This window comes from Pseudoalteromonas sp. (assembly GCF_018402495.1).
Classification (GTDB): domain Bacteria; phylum Pseudomonadota; class Gammaproteobacteria; order Enterobacterales; family Alteromonadaceae; genus Pseudoalteromonas.
Genome location: NZ_JAGYIU010000004.1, coordinates 363,389 through 381,441, shown reverse-complemented (window position 1 = coordinate 381,441; position 18,053 = coordinate 363,389). Strand labels below are relative to the sequence as shown.

Here is an 18,053-nt window from a genome sequence, read left to right as displayed (position 1 = left end):
TTAGCACTTTTCGTTACTTTTATAATTATAAACTGAATAGTAATACACTGTATGAAATTTATAAAGCGTCTATTTTTTGTCACCATCAAAGGAGCGAGAGCTTAAGACGTGGCGTTTAAGTATTCGCACAGTTATAACCATCCTTTTTGGCGGGCTATACGTGCTGCATCAATTCGGTTTGTGGCATTGAGTTTAGCAATTGCATCGGATAAATAATTACGAGTTGTGCCTTCACTTATATAAAGCTGTTTTGCTATTTCGCTGGTTTTTAAACCATCACTTGCAAGTTTTAATGCTTTGCGTTCTTTATCTGTGAGTGGATCGGTATCGTCTAATGCGTTAATTGCCAGCTCTGGGTCAATAACCTTTTGCCCTTGCATTACTTTTTTAAGCGCATTGATTAGCTCTTCGCTTGGCGCTTCTTTTAAAATAAAACCTTTAACACCCGCACTTAAAGAACGCCTAATATAACCGGCACGCGAAAAGGTGGTCATAATTACCATGTTAATTGCAGGATGCTTAGCGGCTATTTGTTCACTAAGCTCAATGCCATTCATGCTTGGCATCTCTATGTCTGTTAAAACAATATCTGGATGCAAGTCTTTACTAAGCGCGTTGATTTCATTTAACGCATCTTGGCCATTGCTTGCTTGACCAATCACCTCAATATTAAAATCAAGGCTTAATAAGGCTGCAACGGCATCGCGCACCAGCGCTTGGTCTTCAACTAAATATACTTTGATCATTTTAAATCCTCAGCACTCAGTGGTAACACAACATTTAAAGTAAATGTATCGCCACAGGTAAATGTTGCACTGCCATTTAATTGCTCAGCTCGCTCTTTAATGCCATTTAAACCATTACCCGCCTTTAATGTAGCGCATGGCGCATTATCAATAACGCTGATAATTAATTGCTGCTTTGTTTGTTCTATATTGATAGAGCCGTTTTTAGTGCTGCTATGACGTAATAAATTAGTAACCGACTCTTTAATAATAAGGCTCGCAATGCCCTCTACTTTAACGGGTAAGGTTGCTAAATTAACGTTAAATTTTATGTTAAAGCCTTGCGCTATAAGCGTTTGTTTTAGCTGTGCGATTTGGCTCACTAGGTCGAGTTGCTTTAAATCACTTACCGCGTTTCTCACATCACTAAGCAATTGCCTTGCAAGGTTTGCTACTTGGGCAATTTCGTTATTGGCCTGATCGTAGCGCTCACCTTGATTGAGTTTATTGGCAAGCTCAGCTTTTAAAGCTATTGATGACAATGAATGACCTAAAATATCGTGTAAATCTCGGGCTATGCGCTCACGCTCAGCAATGGCTGCTAGTTGCTCTAATTGCTTTGCGCTTTCTTGTTCGCGAATTTTATGTAAATGCTCTCTTTTTGCCGCTATACCATAGCTAAATAGAGCAGCACATAAAATTAAAGCCACCGCTAAAAAGTACTCAAGCTTGGCTATATCACCCACATACGAACTTAGCAAAACAGTTAAAATTATCGCTAATGCGGCATAAATTCTTTGATAATTGCTATATGCATAACCCGCTACATAAGCTATAAAGCCAAATAAGGTTGGTGTACCAGCGCTATAAAAAGTGGCACTAAAACACACCAGTAACATAGCGATAAATAACTTAGTTACTCCCCTATTTTTGCAATTTATTGCTTTTACATATAAAAGTATAAACGCAATATAAAAGGCTAAAGACAAAGTGATTTGGTTAGCCGTAAAGTTGGCAAAATTGATGATCATCGGGAGTAAATAAAAACCGGTAAAAACTAAATGACCATATTTCCAAAAATCTTTATCGCTTTGCTGAGAAAACCTGTTAACCGAGCTCATACCAATACCTCTGGCCTATTATTTTTATTTATAGCACTCTTTTTATTAATAAATACAAATAACATAAAAATGCATACGAACATAAAACAATCGACATAAGTGATAGTAAAACTTAGTGTTTCTAAAAAATCGCTAATGCTTAAGCTTGTTAAAATTAAAGAATTCATAACACCCTCCAATATAAGTAAGGTAACTATGCCAGTGGGTAAAATAGATAAGAGTGTGAAGTGTCATTAACTTGGCTGACATTTGTCATGAAATAGAAAAATTCATCTTCTGAGTATAAAAGCAATGCTAATATAGCCAAAAAAAGTGACCAGGAAATTTAATGCAGTCCCAACAACAAAGCTTAATTTACTTACACATTGCTGTCCTTTTATTTGGCGGTACCGCCTTATTCGCAAAGCTAATTGGTTTGAATGCATTAGATATTACCGCTTATCGCGCGGCTATCGCTGGGCTGGCAATTTGTGTGCTACTAACTTTGCAAAAAAAACCAATTAAGCTGCATCGCGCTAAAGATTATGTGATTGCCATTTTATTAGGCGTTGCCGTAGGTATTCACTGGGTAACCTATTTTGCAGGCATGCAATTGGCGGGAATTACCGTGGGCATGTTAGCCTTTTTTACCTATCCCGTGATCACGGTATTTTTAGAACCCCTATTTAATAAAAGTAAGCCCAAAACAAAAGATATAATAAGTGCTGTGGTGGTGATTTTTGGCATTTATTTATTGATCCCTAACGTTAATTTAGGCGATGACATCACTTTAGGTGTTGTGACGGGCGTGGTATCAGCATTATTTTTTGCTCTTCGTAATATTACTCATAAACGCTACTTTAGCGAGTATGGTGGACCGCAAACCATGTTTTACCAAACCTTAGTGGCAAGCCTGATGCTGTGTGCTTTTATTGAAGTGCCCATAACAGAAATTAATGATACTGATTTAATATTGCTGCTTATTGCCGGTGTGGTGTTTACTGCGATGCCGCATTCGTTATTTGCAGCGAGTTTAAAACATTTATCAGCAGCAACCGCTGGATTGATTTCTTGCTTACAGCCCCTTTATGGCACAATACTGGCTATAATTATTCTGCACGAACGCCCCTCAGTGATGACCCTGATTGGTGGCGCACTGATTGTTAGTGCTGCGTGCTTTGAAACTTGGTCAATTTCACGGAAAAAGCAGCCATGAAAATATTTGCACATAGAGGCGCAAGCACACACTTCCCCGAAAATACGCAAAGCGCCATTATAGCGGCGTTAAAAGCGAATGTAGATGGCATTGAGGTTGATGTACAAAGCGCGCTTGATGATTACGTTATTATTCACGATACCTACCTCGATAGAACCACTAATGGCAAAGGCAAAGTGTGCGACTTTAGTGCCCAGCAAATTAAACTGTTTGATGCAGGAAATGGCGAACAAGTCCCTACTTTGCAGCAATTAATAGACTGGAATAATAACCAAACCTTACTCAATTTAGAGCTAAAGCATACCTTTGAACTTGAAAAGTTTGCAACCGTGCTTGAAAGTAACATTGCGAACAAAAAAATAACCGCTGACAATATTTTAGTTTCATCATTTAATCATCATCAACTACACTGGCTAAAGAGCCGTTTATCGTGGCTTAAAATTGGCGCACTTACTGCATCAATTCCATTGCAGTATGCAAAGTTTGCACAAGACTTACACGCCTACAGCATTCATATTGACAAAAACTTTATGAACAAACCGTTTGTAGACGATGCCAAAATGCGCGGTTTACAAGTATTTGCTTACACCGTAGATGAAGTCGAAGATATTAAACTGATGCTTGCCTGTGGTGTTGATGGTATTTTTACTAACGACCCTGAACGAACTAAGCATTATTTAGCGCAATTAAATGAACTATAACTAATTATTTAATTGCCATTTATGCTATAAAAACAATAATTTAGTAGGTCACTATTTAATGAGTAGCTACATGCGTATTTATAATTTTTTAGAACAAACACTGTTTTATACTTTGACCCGAAAAATAGTTGGGAATTTAAGTTTTGTTTTTTTATTTCAAGCCATTACTTTGTTTTGGTTACACAGTAGTTTAACCGAAAACCAGCAAAGCACTGGCTTATTTTGGGCACTTGCGCTACTTATTATTGCAGGCTTTATTTTTACTATTTTTTATATGCGCTTTTTAATTGTGCGCCCGGTAAAAGCAATGCGCGATACGTTGATTAATATTAATCAACAAGATGCGAATTTAGCAGCCAAATTACCCCATTTCACGTTTGATGAATTTAGAGATTTAAGTGAGCAATACAATCAATTTACTACCCATTTAAATAGTTTATTAAGTACTACCTACACCAGCGCCCAAGAGAGTGTGCAGAGTAACAGCCAAGTAACGCAATCAATGCAACACACTGAACAATTGAGTGAGCAGCAAATTAATTTAAGCCACACCATAATTAATGCCAGTAACCAAATTACCCAAAGCCTGCAAGATATAGTAAGTAACACTGATAGCGTACATCAGGTCAATAATGAACACCTTAATTTTGTAAAGCTCTCTGCTGGTGAGCTGTCAAAACTAGTTGAACAGGTAAGACTTATTAATGAAATGCTGGGTAGTTTTTCTAAAACGATTGCGGGCTTGAAAGAGAACAGCGAAAACATTCGCAGTATTTTAAAAATGGTTGAAGAGTTTTCGGATCAAACTAACTTATTAGCACTTAATGCAGCCATAGAAGCGGCACGCGCTGGTGAAGCCGGGCGAGGTTTTGCCGTGGTTGCCGATGAAGTTCGTACCCTATCGGTTAAAGTAAGCGACGCAACACGCCAAATTAGTGATTTTATTACCCAAATGAATGAGCTCGTTAATGAAACGAATAAAGAGTCAGAGCAATTAATAAACCACTCAAATAATGCGCAAACATCAATTAACACCACCTCTGATGGGTTTGGTAAAATGCTCAATGAGTTTGAACTTAATCAACAACAATTACAGCAAATAGCCAATGCCGTGCATTTGCTCGAAGATACCCAAAACCAAACGCATGAATCGGTTGAGCAAATTGTGGCGCTAGGCGAACAAGCTAAGCAACAAATAGATACAGCACTGCATGATTCTGAGCAATCACAAAAGCTAAGCCAACAAACCCAACAACAGTTAAAACGCTTTGTAGATTAGGCAATAACAATTTCACCCAAGCCGCGATTATGCTAAATTAAGCGGCTTGTCATTTAACTGTGTGAAGTATGTGAGCGACGTAAAACCAAACTATGAACAGCTAGCCCAGCAAATAAAATTATGGGGCCAACAACTTGGCTTTAGTGAAGTGGGCATTACTGACATTGATTTAACTAAGCATGAAGCACAGCTTCAGCGTTGGCTTGATGCAGGGTTTCATGGCTCAATGGATTACATGGCTGCACATGGAATGAAACGCGCCCGCCCTAGCGAGCTAGTCCCTGGCACGCAACGGGTTATTTCAGTAAAAATGAATTACCTGCCGCCAGATTCAGGCTTTGCCAAAAACCTTAAAAATACCGAAAAAGCCTATATCAGCCGCTATGCGCTTGGCCGTGACTACCACAAATTAATGCGCAATCGGCTCAAGCAATTAGGTAAAAAAATTGAACAGCAGGTAGGTGACTATGGCTTTAGGCCTTTTGTTGATTCAGCGCCAGTGCTTGAGCGTCAATTAGCTGAAAAAGCAGGGCTTGGCTGGCGAGGTAAACATTCTTTATTAATAAATAAAGAGGCGGGTTCTTGGTTCTTTTTAGGTGAGTTATTTGTAGATTTACCACTGCCTATTGATGATGAAAACACGTTCGAAGGTTGTGGTAAATGTGTTGCCTGTATAACCCTTTGCCCCACCGGCGCTATTGTAGAACCTTATGTGGTAGATGCACGTAAATGCATATCGTATTTAACCATAGAGCATCAAGGAGCTATTCCAGAGCAATACCGAACCTTAATGGGTAACCGCATTTATGGTTGCGATGATTGCCAGTTAGTGTGCCCATGGAATCGCTATGGACAAATTACCGACGAACAAGACTTCCACCCCCGTACACAGTTAAAAAATAAAGATTTACTCGCGTTATTTGCCTGGGATGAAACTACCTTTTTAACAAATACCGAGGGCAGCCCTATTCGGCGCATTGGCCATGAGCGTTGGTTACGAAATATAGCGGTTGGCTTAGGCAACGCAGATTTTAGCCCAGCAATTATTCACGCTCTCGAAGATAAACGCCACGATGCGAGCGAATTAGTTTGCGAGCACATCAATTGGGCGCTCACCCAGCAACATGATAAACAAAAGCAGCAACGTCGAAAAACAGCTCGATTAATACGTATAGTTGAAAAAGGCTTACCCAGAGACGCATAAGCCTTTAGCGTTAATGTTTTGGAGCAAACACCGTTTTTACCTCGTATTATAAATGTTTACCAAAAATAGTTAGGCTATAAAGTTGGCTATCCATTTTAGCTACATTAGGTAGCTCTCCCCAAACAGTAAAATCAAAATGCTTAAACAATTTAATACTTGGCGTGTTATGGCTAAAAATAAATCCAAGCAACACCTCTATATCCAATTGTTTTGCCTGTTGTTGCGCAAATTGCATGAGTTTTTTACCTAGCCCCTTACCTTGTGCTGCTGCAGTTATATAAATGCTTAGTTCAACAGTACCGTTGTAAGCTGGACGACCATAAAATGATTTATAACTAACCCACGCTAATACTTGGTCATTTTCGCAGTAAACAAAAATAGGTCTTTTAGCGGTATGGCTATCGAACCATGATTGTTTATCAGCAACGGTGACCTCTTCGGTATCTGCGGTAACCATTCGACTAGGAATAGCTTCATTGTAAATGGCAACAATGGCAGTTAAATCATCAGGTTTTGCTAATCGTATAGTCATAGAAAAATAAGTTTAATTGATCAATTTATCTTATAGTAGCGTATGATAAGTCACATAAATACCCACATTGCGCACTCAAGGTAATAGCATGATAAAAAAAATAATATTCGGTTTAACTTTAACACTAAGTGGTGTTTCGCTAAACATTAATGCCACAGACGCCAATACACCTTCAGTTAAAGCTAACACCTGCAATGACTTCACTAATGTTTCTCTTAGAAAGCTTCGCTCAACCGACACCCTTAATTTATGTGAATTTAAAAACAAACCTCTTTTAATTGTTAACACCGCAAGTAACTGCGGTTTTACTTCGCAATTTGAAGGATTAGAAGCACTCTACAAAAAATATAAAGAACAAGGTTTAGTGGTGTTAGGTTTTCCATCAGATGACTTTTTTCAAGAAGAAAACGATGAAAAAGACACTGCCAAAGTGTGCTACATAAACTACGGTGTTACCTTCCCTATGCTGGCCACCAGCGCAGTGCGCGGCAGTGATGCCAATCCTATTTTTAAGCATTTAAACGCACAAACGAGTTCACCTAATTGGAATTTTTATAAATACGTGGTTTCAGCGGATCGCAAAACTATCAAACGTTTTAATAGTCGCGTAGCACCAGATTCAGCAAAACTGGAAAGCGCAATCAAAAGTGCATTTTAATTTTGTGTTTTCAGTTTAACCTTACTAAGATGTGGTTATCAGATTTAAAAACTAAACTTACAGGTAGGAGAACTTATGGCAGTTGCAAGTGCAAGGCACATACTCGTAGACAGTGAATCACAATGTTTAGACCTTAAAGAAAAAATTGAGCAAGGTGAAGACTTTGCAGAACTGGCTAAATTGCACTCTAATTGTCCATCGGGTCAAGATGGAGGTGCACTAGGAGAATTTGGACCTGGCATGATGGTTCCTGAGTTTGACACAGTGGTTTTCTCAGCACCACTAAATCAAGTACAAGGCCCTGTACAAACACAGTTTGGCTACCACTTATTAGAAGTAACCAGCCGTTCAGAGTAAGCAAATTGATTTTTTTATAAAGCCGCAGCAGCGGCTTTTTATTTATGTGGAATTGGCAAAAGCCCCATTATGCAATTATTTGGCTCTATTCCCTCCCCTTATGTTCAGCGCGTTAGAATCTGGGCAGAAAAAAACAATTATGCGCTTGAATTTATTAAGGCCCTTGGTAATCACAAAAAATCCAACGGCTAAAATTCCTATACTTAGTCGCTGGCATGCCAGCCCTAAATTGTTCAAATATTTATGCAGGTTGGTATTACTTAAAAAAACCAACAACCTCCACTTATATGACCTCAAGAGCATTTTTAATTAGGACCTACAATGATTCATTTGTTGAACTATTGCTATGCCAACTTTCTGGATTTGATATGCAAGCCGATAAGCTATTTTTTTAATCTGCAAAATGAGCGAGTTGCGCAAATATCACACTATTTAAATGATCATTTATGCGATGATGAATTTAAAAGCTGTGAATGCCTCCACATCAGTTTATACTGCTTACTTGATCGGATACGCTTTCGTGAACTAGCCGATTTTAGCGCGCAGACGCAATTAGTTAAGTTTCATGAGGCGTTTAGTCAGCGTCAAGCGACTAAAAATACCAACCCTCGACTTAAATTTTAAAAGGTGGATACATGAGCGATATCGAAATTGAATCACAACTAGTTAGCTTTGTAGAAAAAGTACGTGTTAGTGAGCAGATCTGGGCACTGGGTGCCGATGATGGTGGCTTTGTTGTATGTGAGTCAAATCAGTTTGACGACACCGATGTACTTTTACTGTGGGAATCACAAGACGCAGCACAAGCACAGTGTAAAGAAGAGTGGCAAGACTACAGCCCTGTAGAAATTAACCTTGATGAGTTTTTAGATGATTGGGTTGAAGACCTTAAATCTGATGATGCACTCGTAGGTTTAAATTGGAATGACGATCAGGTGTGTGTAGAAATTGAGCCAGTTGGTTTAGCTCGCGCGCTAAGCGAATAAGTTTTAGGCGTTAGTTCGCTGACATTATCCCAACTAACAGCAACGGTTAGTTGGGATATAAAAATAATAAAAACTGTCAAGGTAATACGTTGAAAACCCATCTTGGTCGTCGTCCATTTTCAGCCATGGAGCTGCATACGCTCTATAACGGTTATATTTATAGTGATATAAGGCTTGCCCGTGAACAGCCCAAACACTGGCACTTTTGGCTGCCCTTAATTACTTATTATAGTGGCGCTTACAGTGATGAAATTGGCTGCTTAACCCTTGATGACCTAATACTTAAAAATAATATTCTGTGCTTTAGCTTTCATACACACGGTAAAATTAAGCCACGTTTGGTGCCTGTTCATCATGCCCTTATTAGTGCCGGATTTAATGACTATTTAGCTTATGTAGAAGCACAAAATCACTCCCGTTTAATGTTTGATCTTCCCGCTAAAACAGGGCGCTATAGCGAAAAAGTGCGCATATGGTTTTCAGGAGAGGGTGAACGCGCGGGATATTTGCAAAAATGTGCCATTCCTTCGGTAGATCAGCTCGGTATGAAAACCGCAATTAGTAGTTTACGGCTTAACTTTGAACAGCAAATTCGTATTTATGCCCTGCAAGCTGGCTCTAAAGATTGCTTTAATTACTTAATGGGCTTTAATGATTACCCACAAGATCACTTTACCGACATACCCTTGTTAAATACAGTGCTTCAACAGATCCGCGTGATCAATTCTCATATTCATTGGCAACGGTTTATAGCTCGAGACAGCTACTAATTTTAGTAAGTTATTTATGGTGATGTTTTCAACTGATAAGCCTAAATTTTTTATTAAGTAACAAAAAACCGCCAAGTGAGAACTTAGCGGTTTTTAATTATCCGATTCTAGCCTTTATTTGTACCAATTACATTAGTGATCTATCGTAGCAACAAGGAAGTAAGTCGTTCACAAGGCGAAATTTATGCCATATACTTGTTCTATATAAATAATTTTCAACGCAGATAGCGAGTTACTTAATACGCTAGAATGATTATGTTTTAATAAAACTAGTATTAATTACCAATAATCATTGTGAGCTTGGCTATAAATTCTTTCGCTGCTTGCTCAGAGTTAATTTTAAAAGCAACACCATAATGAATCGGCTGCGCACTTTTATAAATACGGGTAGGAAATCGGGTCATTTCACTACTATGAAAATACCCTTGAGTACGCACAACTCCGTCAATATCGGTAAAATCGTCACTAAAGACTTCAAATGCAGGGCGGATCACAATTTTCCCCTTACCCGTTTCAGCATGGGTATAAAACGCTTCTTTAGAGTTTACTAGCATATACTCAGCTATGTTTTTAATTTTAAAGTTACTTCTACACTCTAGTTTGATCAGCTGCTCGGTTAACTCGTCTGCACTAAATGCCACGTGACTTTCCTTTTTATTTAATAGAGGTTAGGGTTTGTTGACCTTTCAAGGTTAAATTTGCAGCAGTCTGTTTGGTATTTAGGCAAGGCAAAGCCTATGTGGTGTGGTTATTCCCCATAAATAGGTGATAACGCAGCATCAATGCCAAACAGGCGCTGCCCTTCGGGTTCTGCCTAGGAGCAATTTACTCTTTGTTGCTCGGTTTTTACTTAGCCCACTAGGTTACAAACCAAGCGCCGCGATTAAACTGCCCCTAGTTTGAACAAATTTTAATCCGCAAAGGTCAACAGACCCTAGACTAACTCATGCATGAGTGAAAGTCCGAATTTATTCACTGCATACAAAAGCCAGCTGCTGATTTTTATAACTCATACGGCTTATTTCGTTATCGCAATATGTTGTTAAATCAAGCCATTGCGATATATCAGAGCCACCTTTTAAGTGTCGTTGATAAACACGGTTTTTAATCGCGTAAGCAATCGTATTTTCATCTTTGAGGATAAAGTCTTGCACTTGATTTGGTAGCCTGAGTATATTGCTGACCTGCTTTGTTTGCGGATCAAAACGTGCTAGATGATGCTGACCGTGCTGACTATAACTAAACAAAAACTCAGCCTGCGCTTTATTATAAATAAGCGTGCGACCAATATCACTTGCTACCACCTCACCTTTTGCCGCAGCAACCGTAGTATATTGTAGCGTGTGCGGTTCACCTAAAATAAACATCACTAAATCATTTTTACTTCCCCAAGCATGATAACCTACAGGTTCAATCCAATCAAAAATACGACTTGCAGCCAACTCAGATGCCAACGGGTATTGCCATAGTTTTTGTTTGCCATCGTCTTCAACCACAATAGCCGACAAATGCAGCCCATCCGGTGTTAACGTGGGCGAGTATTCACTTTGTGGCGTATTAGTAATCATAACCGTTTTTTTTGATGATAAATTATAAAACGCAATATCGGTTTGACTTTGATTATTACTGATTACCTCACGCGTATAATATAGACCCGTATCGGTTAAATGAGGCTGATTATTATAACGAGTCTTATCCGTAACTAAGCTTACGCGTATACCATGAGGTGTATTTAAATCGGCAAGTAGTATTTGACTTTTAGGCATATTTGCTTGGGCAACGCCTAATGTCAAAGCATTAATTGTTATTAGCCCTAACAATGGTTTGATCAGTTTCATGCTTTCTCTCGTTTTAATTTTAAGCACCTCATGATAACGTTATTTACTGATGACGTCACTTGACCTAGCTTAGTAAGGTCTTTATAACTAACGGGTCATAAAAAAGAGAATAAACATGTCAGCTAAACACCCCATTATTGCAATTACCGGCTCATCTGGAGCAGGCACTACAACAACCACCAGCGCCGTGAAGCATATTTTTCGTAGTCTTGATATTAATGCTGCATTTGTCGAAGGTGATAGTTTTCATCGTTATACACGTCCTGAAATGGACAAAAAAATCCGTGAAGCACAACAAGAAAGTAAACACATCAGCTATTTTGGCCGAGAAGCCAACGACTTTGGCGCATTAGAAGATTTATTCACTAAATACGGTGAAACAGGTGAAGGAAAACTACGCCGTTACTTACATACCTTTGACGAAGCTGTCCCTTATAATCAATTACCAGGCACATTTACTCCTTGGCAAGAACTTGAAAAAAATACTGATCTGATGTTTTACGAGGGCCTACATGGCGGTGTAGTAGATGAAGATCATGATGTTGCCAAACATGTTGATTTGCTCATCGGCATGGTACCAATTATCAATCTTGAATGGATCCAAAAGCTCATTCGCGACACCTCAGAACGCGGCCATTCTCGTGAAAAAGTCATGGACTCAATTGTGCGCAGTATGGATGACTACATCAATCACATAACGCCGCAATTTTCACGTACCCATATAAACTTTCAGCGAGTTCCCACCGTCGACACTTCAAACCCATTTAGCGCTAAAGATATTCCATCCCTTGATGAAAGCTTTGTGGTTATTCGCTTTAGAGGCATTGATGATGTTGATTTTCCGTATTATTTACGGATGATTGAAGGGAGTTTTATGTCGCGTATAAACACCTTGGTGGTCCCTGGTGGCAAAATGGCACTGGCCATGGAATTAGTACTTACCCCGCTAATAAAAGACATTATTTTAAAAAAACGCGCCTTAGCAAAGTTAGCCCCGCCTGAAATTCCTATTTAGGCTCTTTTTTGTTAATCCTAACTCACGTACACTGCTGGTTTTAACTTGTGTGAGTGTAGTATGTCGCAACCAATTAAAATTATTGTTGGGTCTAAAAACCCAGTAAAAATAAATGCCGCTAAACACATTTTTACCATGTATTTCCCTGAGCATGTAATCGAGTGTAGTGGCGTTCACGCACCTTCAAATGTACCCGATCAACCCTTAGGTGAAGAGCAAACTCATTTAGGTGCACAAAATCGCGTTAACTACTGTAAAGCACAGCATCAAGCAGACTACTATGTGGCAATGGAGGGCGGCGCAGCACAATTTAGCTATGGTGCAGCAACCTTTGCCTATGTAGTTATTGATAATGGCTCAAAGCAAGTAACAGGACGAAGCAGTAACCTACCTCTACCTGGGATTTTCTATAAAGCATTACTGCAAGGTGAAGAGCTTGGAGATGTGTTAGATAAAGCATTTAATACCACCAATATTAAGCAGCAAGGAGGGGCTATTGGCTTATTAACTAATCATCATGCAACACGTGAAAGCACCTATACTCAAGCGCTAACACTTGCCATGGCGCCTTTCCTTAATCCCACTTTATATAATCAATAATGGATGTTTTAATGAAGTATCACTACGTATTATTTGACGCCGACGAAACCTTATTTAGCTTCAATGCCTTTGCTGGGCTTAAAACAATGCTGGCAAACTATAAGATGGATTTTACCGAGGCCGATTATGCCCATTACCAAAATACCAATAAACCATTATGGGTTGCATATCAAAACAACGAGATCACCGCCAGTCACTTACAAGTAACGCGCTTTAGCGAGCTGGCAAATAAGCTTAATGTACCTGCCCAGCAGCTCAATGATGATTTTTTATCAGCAATGGCCGAAATTTGTATGCCTTTACCCGGTGCGGTTGAGTTATTAAATGCGCTTAAACCCCATGCCAAATTAGGCATTATTACCAATGGCTTCTCTCAGCTGCAAGAGCGCCGCTTAGCACATACTGGGCTGCAAGATATGTTTGATTGGCTCGTTATTTCTGAGCAAGTCGGTATTGCTAAGCCTGCAAAAGAAATATTCGAGCACACGTTTAACTTAATGGGTAACCCGCCGAAAGAGCAAATTTTAATGGTCGGTGATACCGCCAGTAGTGATATTCTTGGCGGGCAAAATGTGGGCATAGACACCTGCTGGTTACAGCACCCTGGAGTAAACTTACCTGAAGGCATTAAACCAACCTACCAGGTAACTGAGTTAAAACAGTTACAAACGATATTAGGTCTTTGATAATAAGTATTGTGCTGACAAACAAAAAAAATGACGCTAATTAGCGTCATTTTTTATAATTGTATGGGGCATAACCTTATATTAATTAGGTATGAGCTAATTCAAGGCCGGGTGCAGGCATAGTCACAGGCGTTTCAAAGGTTGCCCACTCCCATGCTGACTCTGTTGCCATAATTTTGCGTAGCAACTTATTATTTAAATCATGGCCTGATTTAAATGCAGTTACTTTGCCTAAAAGATTATGACCTGTCATAAACATGTCACCTACACAGTCTAATATCTTATGCTTGACGAACTCGTCTGGGTAACGCAAACCGTTTGGATTTAAAACTTTAAATTCATCAAGTACCACTGCACTATCCATACTACCGCCTAGTGCTAAGTTGTTAGCGTGCATATATTCAATGTCTTTCATAAAGCCAAAAGTACGTGCACGGCTGATCTCTTCAGTAAAGCTTTGTGCCGTAATATCTAAACCAATGCGTTGGCGGCTTTCATTAATTGCAGGGTGATCAAAAGCAATTTCAAAATCAATATGGAATCCGTCGTAAGGTTCTACTTCGGCCCATTTATCACCTTCTTCAATGCGTACTTTTTCTTTAATACGAATAAAGCGTTTAGCAACATTTTGCTCTTCTATACCGCCTTTTTGTAATAAATAAATGAATGGCAATGCACTACCATCCATTATTGGTACTTCTGAGCTATCAAGTTCAACAATTAAATTGTCGATACCCATTGCTGCAACTGCCGCAATTAAGTGCTCTGTGGTCGATAAGCGAACACCATCTTTGTTAATTAAACAGGTACACAATTGCGTATCACCAACGGCTTCAGGTGTTGTTTCAAAATCAACAACCGGATCAAGGTCGACACGACGAAATACAATACCAGTATTTGCGCTCGCAGGTCGGAGAGTTATTGTGACCTTCTCACCTTTATGAAGTCCAATTCCTATGGCTTTGACTACTTGTGCAATCGTACGCTGTTTAATCATAGGTTCGCTCACTTTAGTAAATATTACAGTTAGACGGCGGATTGTAACATAAATACGGCATCACTACAATATTTGTTCACATTTCGCACAAAAGTACTATTTTATGTTAATCCGCTTGTTTGCGTAAAAAAGCAGGAATGTCAAAGTAATCACCACCTTCAGACTTATCTGACTTTTTATTACTTGTCGACGTTGCATTGCTAGCAGAACTCGTTGAGCTAGTCGATGTTGTCTGCTCTTTCGTTTGCGCTTGCGTATTGCCTGTACCTTCTTCAGCACTTGAGCCTTGGCTGGCAAAACTAGGCACATACATACTGCTACTGGTTTGCGTGCTAGCACTTGATACATCAGAACCCGATGCTTTTTTAAAGCCGTTATCTACAATACCAAACTGTGGACGACGATCGCCACCTAAGCCTGTTGCAACAACGGTGACACGCAACTCATCTGTCATTTCAGGATCGATTACCGCACCCACAACAACCGTAGCGTTTTCAGAGGCCAACGCCTTAACATGGTTACCCACAATTTCAAATTCTTCAATCGCAATATCCATACCAGCAGTAATGTTAACCAAAATACCTTTAGCACCGGTTAAATCAACATCTTCAAGTAACGGACTTGAAATAGCCGCTTCGGCTGCTTCTTGCGCACGATCAGGGCCTGATGCTGATGCAGTTCCCATCATCGCAGTACCCATTGCAGACATAACCGTACGTACATCGGCGAAATCCACGTTAATTAGACCCGAGCGCGTGATCAGTTCAGCAATACCTTGCACCGCACCAAATAACACGTCATTTGCTTTAGCAAATGCATCCAGCAATGTTGTACCTTTACCCAGTACTTTCAGTAACTTATTATTTGGAATAGTAATTAACGAGTCCACGATTTCAGATAGTTCGCTAATCCCTTGCTCTGCAGCAGCGGCGCGCTTCTTACCTTCAAAATCAAACGGACGTGTTACCACAGCAACAGTTAAAATACCCAGTTCTTTAGCAATTTTAGCCACAACTGGCGCAGCACCAGTACCTGTACCGCCGCCCATACCTGCCGCTATAAATACCATGTCGGCACCTTCAAGGCTGGCACGAATGGTTTCTGCGTCCTCTTCAGCCGATTGACGACCTACTTCAGGGTTTGCACCTGCACCTAACCCCGAAGTTATTTGCGTGCCTAGCTGTACCGTTACATCAGCGGCTGAATTACGTAATGCTTGTGCATCCGTATTCGCTGCAATAAAACGTACACCCTCTATTTGTTGTTTTACCATGTGCTCAACTGCGTTACCGCCGCCGCCACCAACACCTATTACTTTTATTACAGCTTCTTCGCTGTGTTGTTCCATTATATCAAACATATTTACTCTCCGACTTGAGTATTAAAACTCGCCTTGAAACCATTTTGTGATGCGGTTCCACCAATTATTATTATCATCCGCTTTCGACTTTTGTGCATTCATCGACTGCATAGTACGCCCGTATTGTAACAAACCTACAGCGGTTGCGTACGAAGGATCATCAACATAATCAGTTAAACCTACGACACCAATTGGTTTACCTATTCTTACTGGCATTTGAAAAATATCTTCAGCCACTTCCATGGCACCCGTCATTTTAGCTGTCCCGCCGGTAATGACCAGACCTGCTGCAATTTGGTCTTCTAATCCTGAACGACGAATTTCTTCCATCGCCAATTCAAATAATTCTCTAAAACGTGGTTCAACCACTTCTGATAGTGTGTGCCTAGACATCAGCCTTGCTGGTCGCCCGCCCACACTTGGCACCTCAATGGTATCTTCATTGCTGGCCATTTGGCTACTTGCACAGGCATATTGTACTTTGAGAGCCTCTGCATGTGATATAGGTGTACGAAATATTTTTGCAATATCGCCGGTTACTTGGTTACCTGCCACCGGTATAACTGCCGAATGACGCAATGCCCCATTGATATAAATCGTAATATCCATAGTGCCACCACCAATATCAAGCACCGCAACGCCCAGTTCTTTTTCATCATCGGTTAATACTGAGTAGCATGATGCCAATGCAGTAAAAATAAGTTGATCTACCTCAAGCCCACAACGCTCTACACACTTTTCTATATTTTTAGCCATATCACTTGAACACGTAATAATGTGCGCTCGAGCTTCCATGCGCACACCGCTCATACCGAGTGGATTTTTAATCCCCTCTTGCATATCAATACTGTACTCTTGTGGCAAAGCATGTAACATTTTGCGCTCAGCTGAAATAGGCACTGAACGGGCAATATGAATAACATTTTCTATGTCTTCATCGGTGACCTCGGTGTTGTTAATAGCCACAACACCGCTTTCGTTTTGGCATTGTATGTGTTTGCCCGAAATCCCCAAATAAACCGAGCTAATACGACAATCAGCCATCAGCTCTGCTTCATCAATCGCACGGCGAATAGACTCAGACACTAAATTTAAATCGTTAACGCCGCCTTTATCCATTCCATGAGATATTTGGCTCCCCACGCCAACAATGCTGAGCTTGTTATCTGTGGTGATTTCACCTACCGTAGCCACTACTTTCGAAGTGCCAACGTCTAATCCAATCACTAGGTTTCTTTCTGCTGACTTAGTCATGCCTTACTCTTTATTATAATTGCTGTTCTTGCACTGGCTTATAGCTCACTGCAAGGCCGGTATCGTAGCGTAAATCAATTACATCTATTTGTGCATCAGCACGTTGTTCTAGGCGCGAATAAACGTCTATAAAACGTTGAACGCGTTTGGCTTTATCTTTGCGTCCTAAATTTAAACGCACGCCATTATCTAACCAAAGTTGCCACGAGAACCGCTCAGATAGCGCGAGACTAGTGAGCGTTAATGCATTTACTTTAAGCATTTCATCCAGCTGCTTAAACGCCAACCATGCTTCTTTTTCACTGCCCTCAGGGCCATAAAGCTGGGGCAAAGTGGCACTTAATTTATCACTTTTTGCTTCAAATACGTCACCGCTTTGATTAATTAACAAGTCACTATTCCAATGGGCAACCGCTTGATGTTCTACTACATAAACTTGAATGGTATCAGGCCATTGTTTTCTCACCGACACCGTAGCAACCCAAGGTAGTTCCTGCACTAAACGCTGTACTTGCTTTACATTTAATTTAAAAAAACTCGTTAAATCTGCTTTTTTTATAGCCTTTATTATTGCTTTTTCATCAGTGTATTTGGGGCTCCCTAACACCGTTAAATGCTTAATTTGTGCATCTTTATTTTCAACTAACCAGTGCGAAACGCCACTGGTTATTTCAATTAGCCCAATCACCACCGCTAGAAAAAAACTCACACCAAAAATCAGCGACCAGTTAAGCTGCTGTTTTAGTTGCTTTGCCTTCTCTAAAAAGGGATGCAT

The 18,053-nt window shown here is 40.0% G+C and carries 20 protein-coding genes; 11 read left to right on the top strand and 9 right to left on the bottom strand.

Annotated elements, in window-relative coordinates; genetic code table 11:
* Positions 1–131: 131 nt before the first annotated feature.
* On the bottom strand, positions 132–746 hold the full coding sequence (locus KG708_RS14165; RefSeq protein ID WP_213610787.1) for a response regulator transcription factor: 615 nt from the start codon (positions 744–746) through the stop codon (positions 132–134).
* Positions 743–1,846 (bottom strand): sensor histidine kinase, encoded by a 1,104-nt coding sequence (locus KG708_RS14160; RefSeq protein ID WP_213610785.1) that lies wholly within the window; start codon positions 1,844–1,846, stop codon positions 743–745. Before KG708_RS14160 ends, KG708_RS14165 begins: the two co-directional genes overlap by 4 nt.
* A 328-nt stretch (positions 1,847–2,174) precedes the next feature.
* Between KG708_RS14160 and KG708_RS14155 the strand changes: the two genes are divergently transcribed.
* The 4 genes from KG708_RS14155 to queG all read left to right on the top strand — a co-directional run bounded on the left by KG708_RS14155 (position 2,175) and on the right by queG (position 6,225).
* Positions 2,175–3,041 carry a DMT family transporter gene (locus KG708_RS14155; protein WP_024601220.1) on the top strand — a complete coding sequence of 289 codons (867 nt, stop codon included), beginning with the start codon at positions 2,175–2,177 and terminating at the stop codon, positions 3,039–3,041.
* Positions 3,038–3,742 (top strand): glycerophosphodiester phosphodiesterase family protein, encoded by a 705-nt coding sequence (locus KG708_RS14150; RefSeq protein ID WP_213610783.1) that lies wholly within the window; start codon positions 3,038–3,040, stop codon positions 3,740–3,742. The genes KG708_RS14155 and KG708_RS14150 overlap by 4 nt, the downstream gene beginning before the upstream one ends.
* A gap of 58 nt (positions 3,743–3,800) precedes the next feature.
* Positions 3,801–5,021: a methyl-accepting chemotaxis protein gene (locus KG708_RS14145; protein WP_213610781.1), complete on the top strand. Its 1,221-nt coding sequence runs from the start codon at positions 3,801–3,803 to the stop codon at positions 5,019–5,021.
* Between the two features lie 70 nt (positions 5,022–5,091).
* Positions 5,092–6,225: a tRNA epoxyqueuosine(34) reductase QueG gene (gene queG / locus KG708_RS14140; protein ID WP_213610779.1), complete on the top strand. Its 1,134-nt coding sequence runs from the start codon at positions 5,092–5,094 to the stop codon at positions 6,223–6,225.
* A 46-nt stretch (positions 6,226–6,271) separates the two neighbouring features.
* Here the strand turns inward: queG and KG708_RS14135 are convergent, their stop codons facing one another.
* Positions 6,272–6,757: a GNAT family N-acetyltransferase gene (locus tag KG708_RS14135; RefSeq protein ID WP_213610777.1), complete on the bottom strand. Its 486-nt coding sequence runs from the start codon at positions 6,755–6,757 to the stop codon at positions 6,272–6,274.
* A gap of 88 nt (positions 6,758–6,845) precedes the next feature.
* Between KG708_RS14135 and KG708_RS14130 the strand changes: the two genes are divergently transcribed.
* The 4 genes from KG708_RS14130 (at position 6,846) to KG708_RS14115 (ending at position 9,528) form a co-directional block, all read left to right on the top strand.
* Entirely contained in the window at positions 6,846–7,415 is a 570-nt protein-coding gene (locus KG708_RS14130; RefSeq protein ID WP_213610775.1) for a glutathione peroxidase, read from the top strand.
* A 75-nt stretch (positions 7,416–7,490) separates the two neighbouring features.
* Positions 7,491–7,772 carry a peptidylprolyl isomerase gene (locus KG708_RS14125; RefSeq protein ID WP_213610766.1) on the top strand — a complete coding sequence of 94 codons (282 nt, stop codon included), beginning with the start codon at positions 7,491–7,493 and terminating at the stop codon, positions 7,770–7,772.
* 635 nt (positions 7,773–8,407) lie between these two features.
* Positions 8,408–8,758: a DUF2750 domain-containing protein gene (locus tag KG708_RS14120; protein WP_013464070.1), complete on the top strand. Its 351-nt coding sequence runs from the start codon at positions 8,408–8,410 to the stop codon at positions 8,756–8,758.
* An 89-nt stretch (positions 8,759–8,847) separates the two neighbouring features.
* A complete protein-coding gene (locus tag KG708_RS14115; protein ID WP_213610764.1) occupies positions 8,848–9,528 on the top strand; it encodes a hypothetical protein in 681 nt (226 codons plus the stop codon).
* A 275-nt stretch (positions 9,529–9,803) separates the two neighbouring features.
* Here the strand turns inward: KG708_RS14115 and KG708_RS14110 are convergent, their stop codons facing one another.
* Positions 9,804–10,169, bottom strand: a complete 366-nt coding sequence (locus tag KG708_RS14110; RefSeq protein WP_213610763.1) for a hypothetical protein — start codon at positions 10,167–10,169, stop codon at positions 9,804–9,806.
* 327 nt (positions 10,170–10,496) lie between these two features.
* On the bottom strand, positions 10,497–11,366 hold the full coding sequence (locus KG708_RS14105; RefSeq protein WP_213610761.1) for a hypothetical protein: 870 nt from the start codon (positions 11,364–11,366) through the stop codon (positions 10,497–10,499).
* A 115-nt stretch (positions 11,367–11,481) separates the two neighbouring features.
* On the opposite strand from KG708_RS14105, the gene KG708_RS14100 reads away from it, so the two are divergent.
* Genes KG708_RS14100 through yjjG form a run of 3 tightly spaced genes read left to right on the top strand, consistent with a single transcriptional unit; the run spans position 11,482 to position 13,667 of the window.
* Positions 11,482–12,381: a phosphoribulokinase gene (locus KG708_RS14100; RefSeq protein WP_213610760.1), complete on the top strand. Its 900-nt coding sequence runs from the start codon at positions 11,482–11,484 to the stop codon at positions 12,379–12,381.
* Between the two features lie 60 nt (positions 12,382–12,441).
* Complete coding sequence (gene yjjX / locus KG708_RS14095) at positions 12,442–12,981, top strand: inosine/xanthosine triphosphatase (protein WP_213610759.1); 540 nt, start codon at positions 12,442–12,444, stop codon at positions 12,979–12,981.
* Between the two features lie 11 nt (positions 12,982–12,992).
* Positions 12,993–13,667, top strand: a complete 675-nt coding sequence (gene yjjG / locus KG708_RS14090; RefSeq protein ID WP_213610758.1) for a pyrimidine 5'-nucleotidase — start codon at positions 12,993–12,995, stop codon at positions 13,665–13,667.
* Positions 13,668–13,752: 85 nt separating this feature from the next.
* On the opposite strand, the gene lpxC is transcribed toward yjjG, so the two are convergent.
* The 4 genes from lpxC to KG708_RS14070 form a co-directional block, all read right to left on the bottom strand.
* The gene (gene lpxC, locus KG708_RS14085) at positions 13,753–14,664 is read right to left on the bottom strand and encodes a UDP-3-O-acyl-N-acetylglucosamine deacetylase (RefSeq protein ID WP_213610757.1); all 912 of its coding nucleotides are present in this window, start codon (positions 14,662–14,664) and stop codon (positions 13,753–13,755) included.
* Positions 14,665–14,770: 106 nt separating this feature from the next.
* Complete coding sequence (ftsZ, locus tag KG708_RS14080; RefSeq protein WP_213610756.1) at positions 14,771–16,024, bottom strand: cell division protein FtsZ; 1,254 nt, start codon at positions 16,022–16,024, stop codon at positions 14,771–14,773.
* A gap of 21 nt (positions 16,025–16,045) precedes the next feature.
* Positions 16,046–17,278 (bottom strand): cell division protein FtsA, encoded by a 1,233-nt coding sequence (ftsA, locus tag KG708_RS14075; RefSeq protein ID WP_213610755.1) that lies wholly within the window; start codon positions 17,276–17,278, stop codon positions 16,046–16,048.
* Positions 17,279–17,291: 13 nt separating this feature from the next.
* A complete protein-coding gene (locus KG708_RS14070) occupies positions 17,292–18,053 on the bottom strand; it encodes a cell division protein FtsQ/DivIB (RefSeq protein WP_213610753.1) in 762 nt (253 codons plus the stop codon).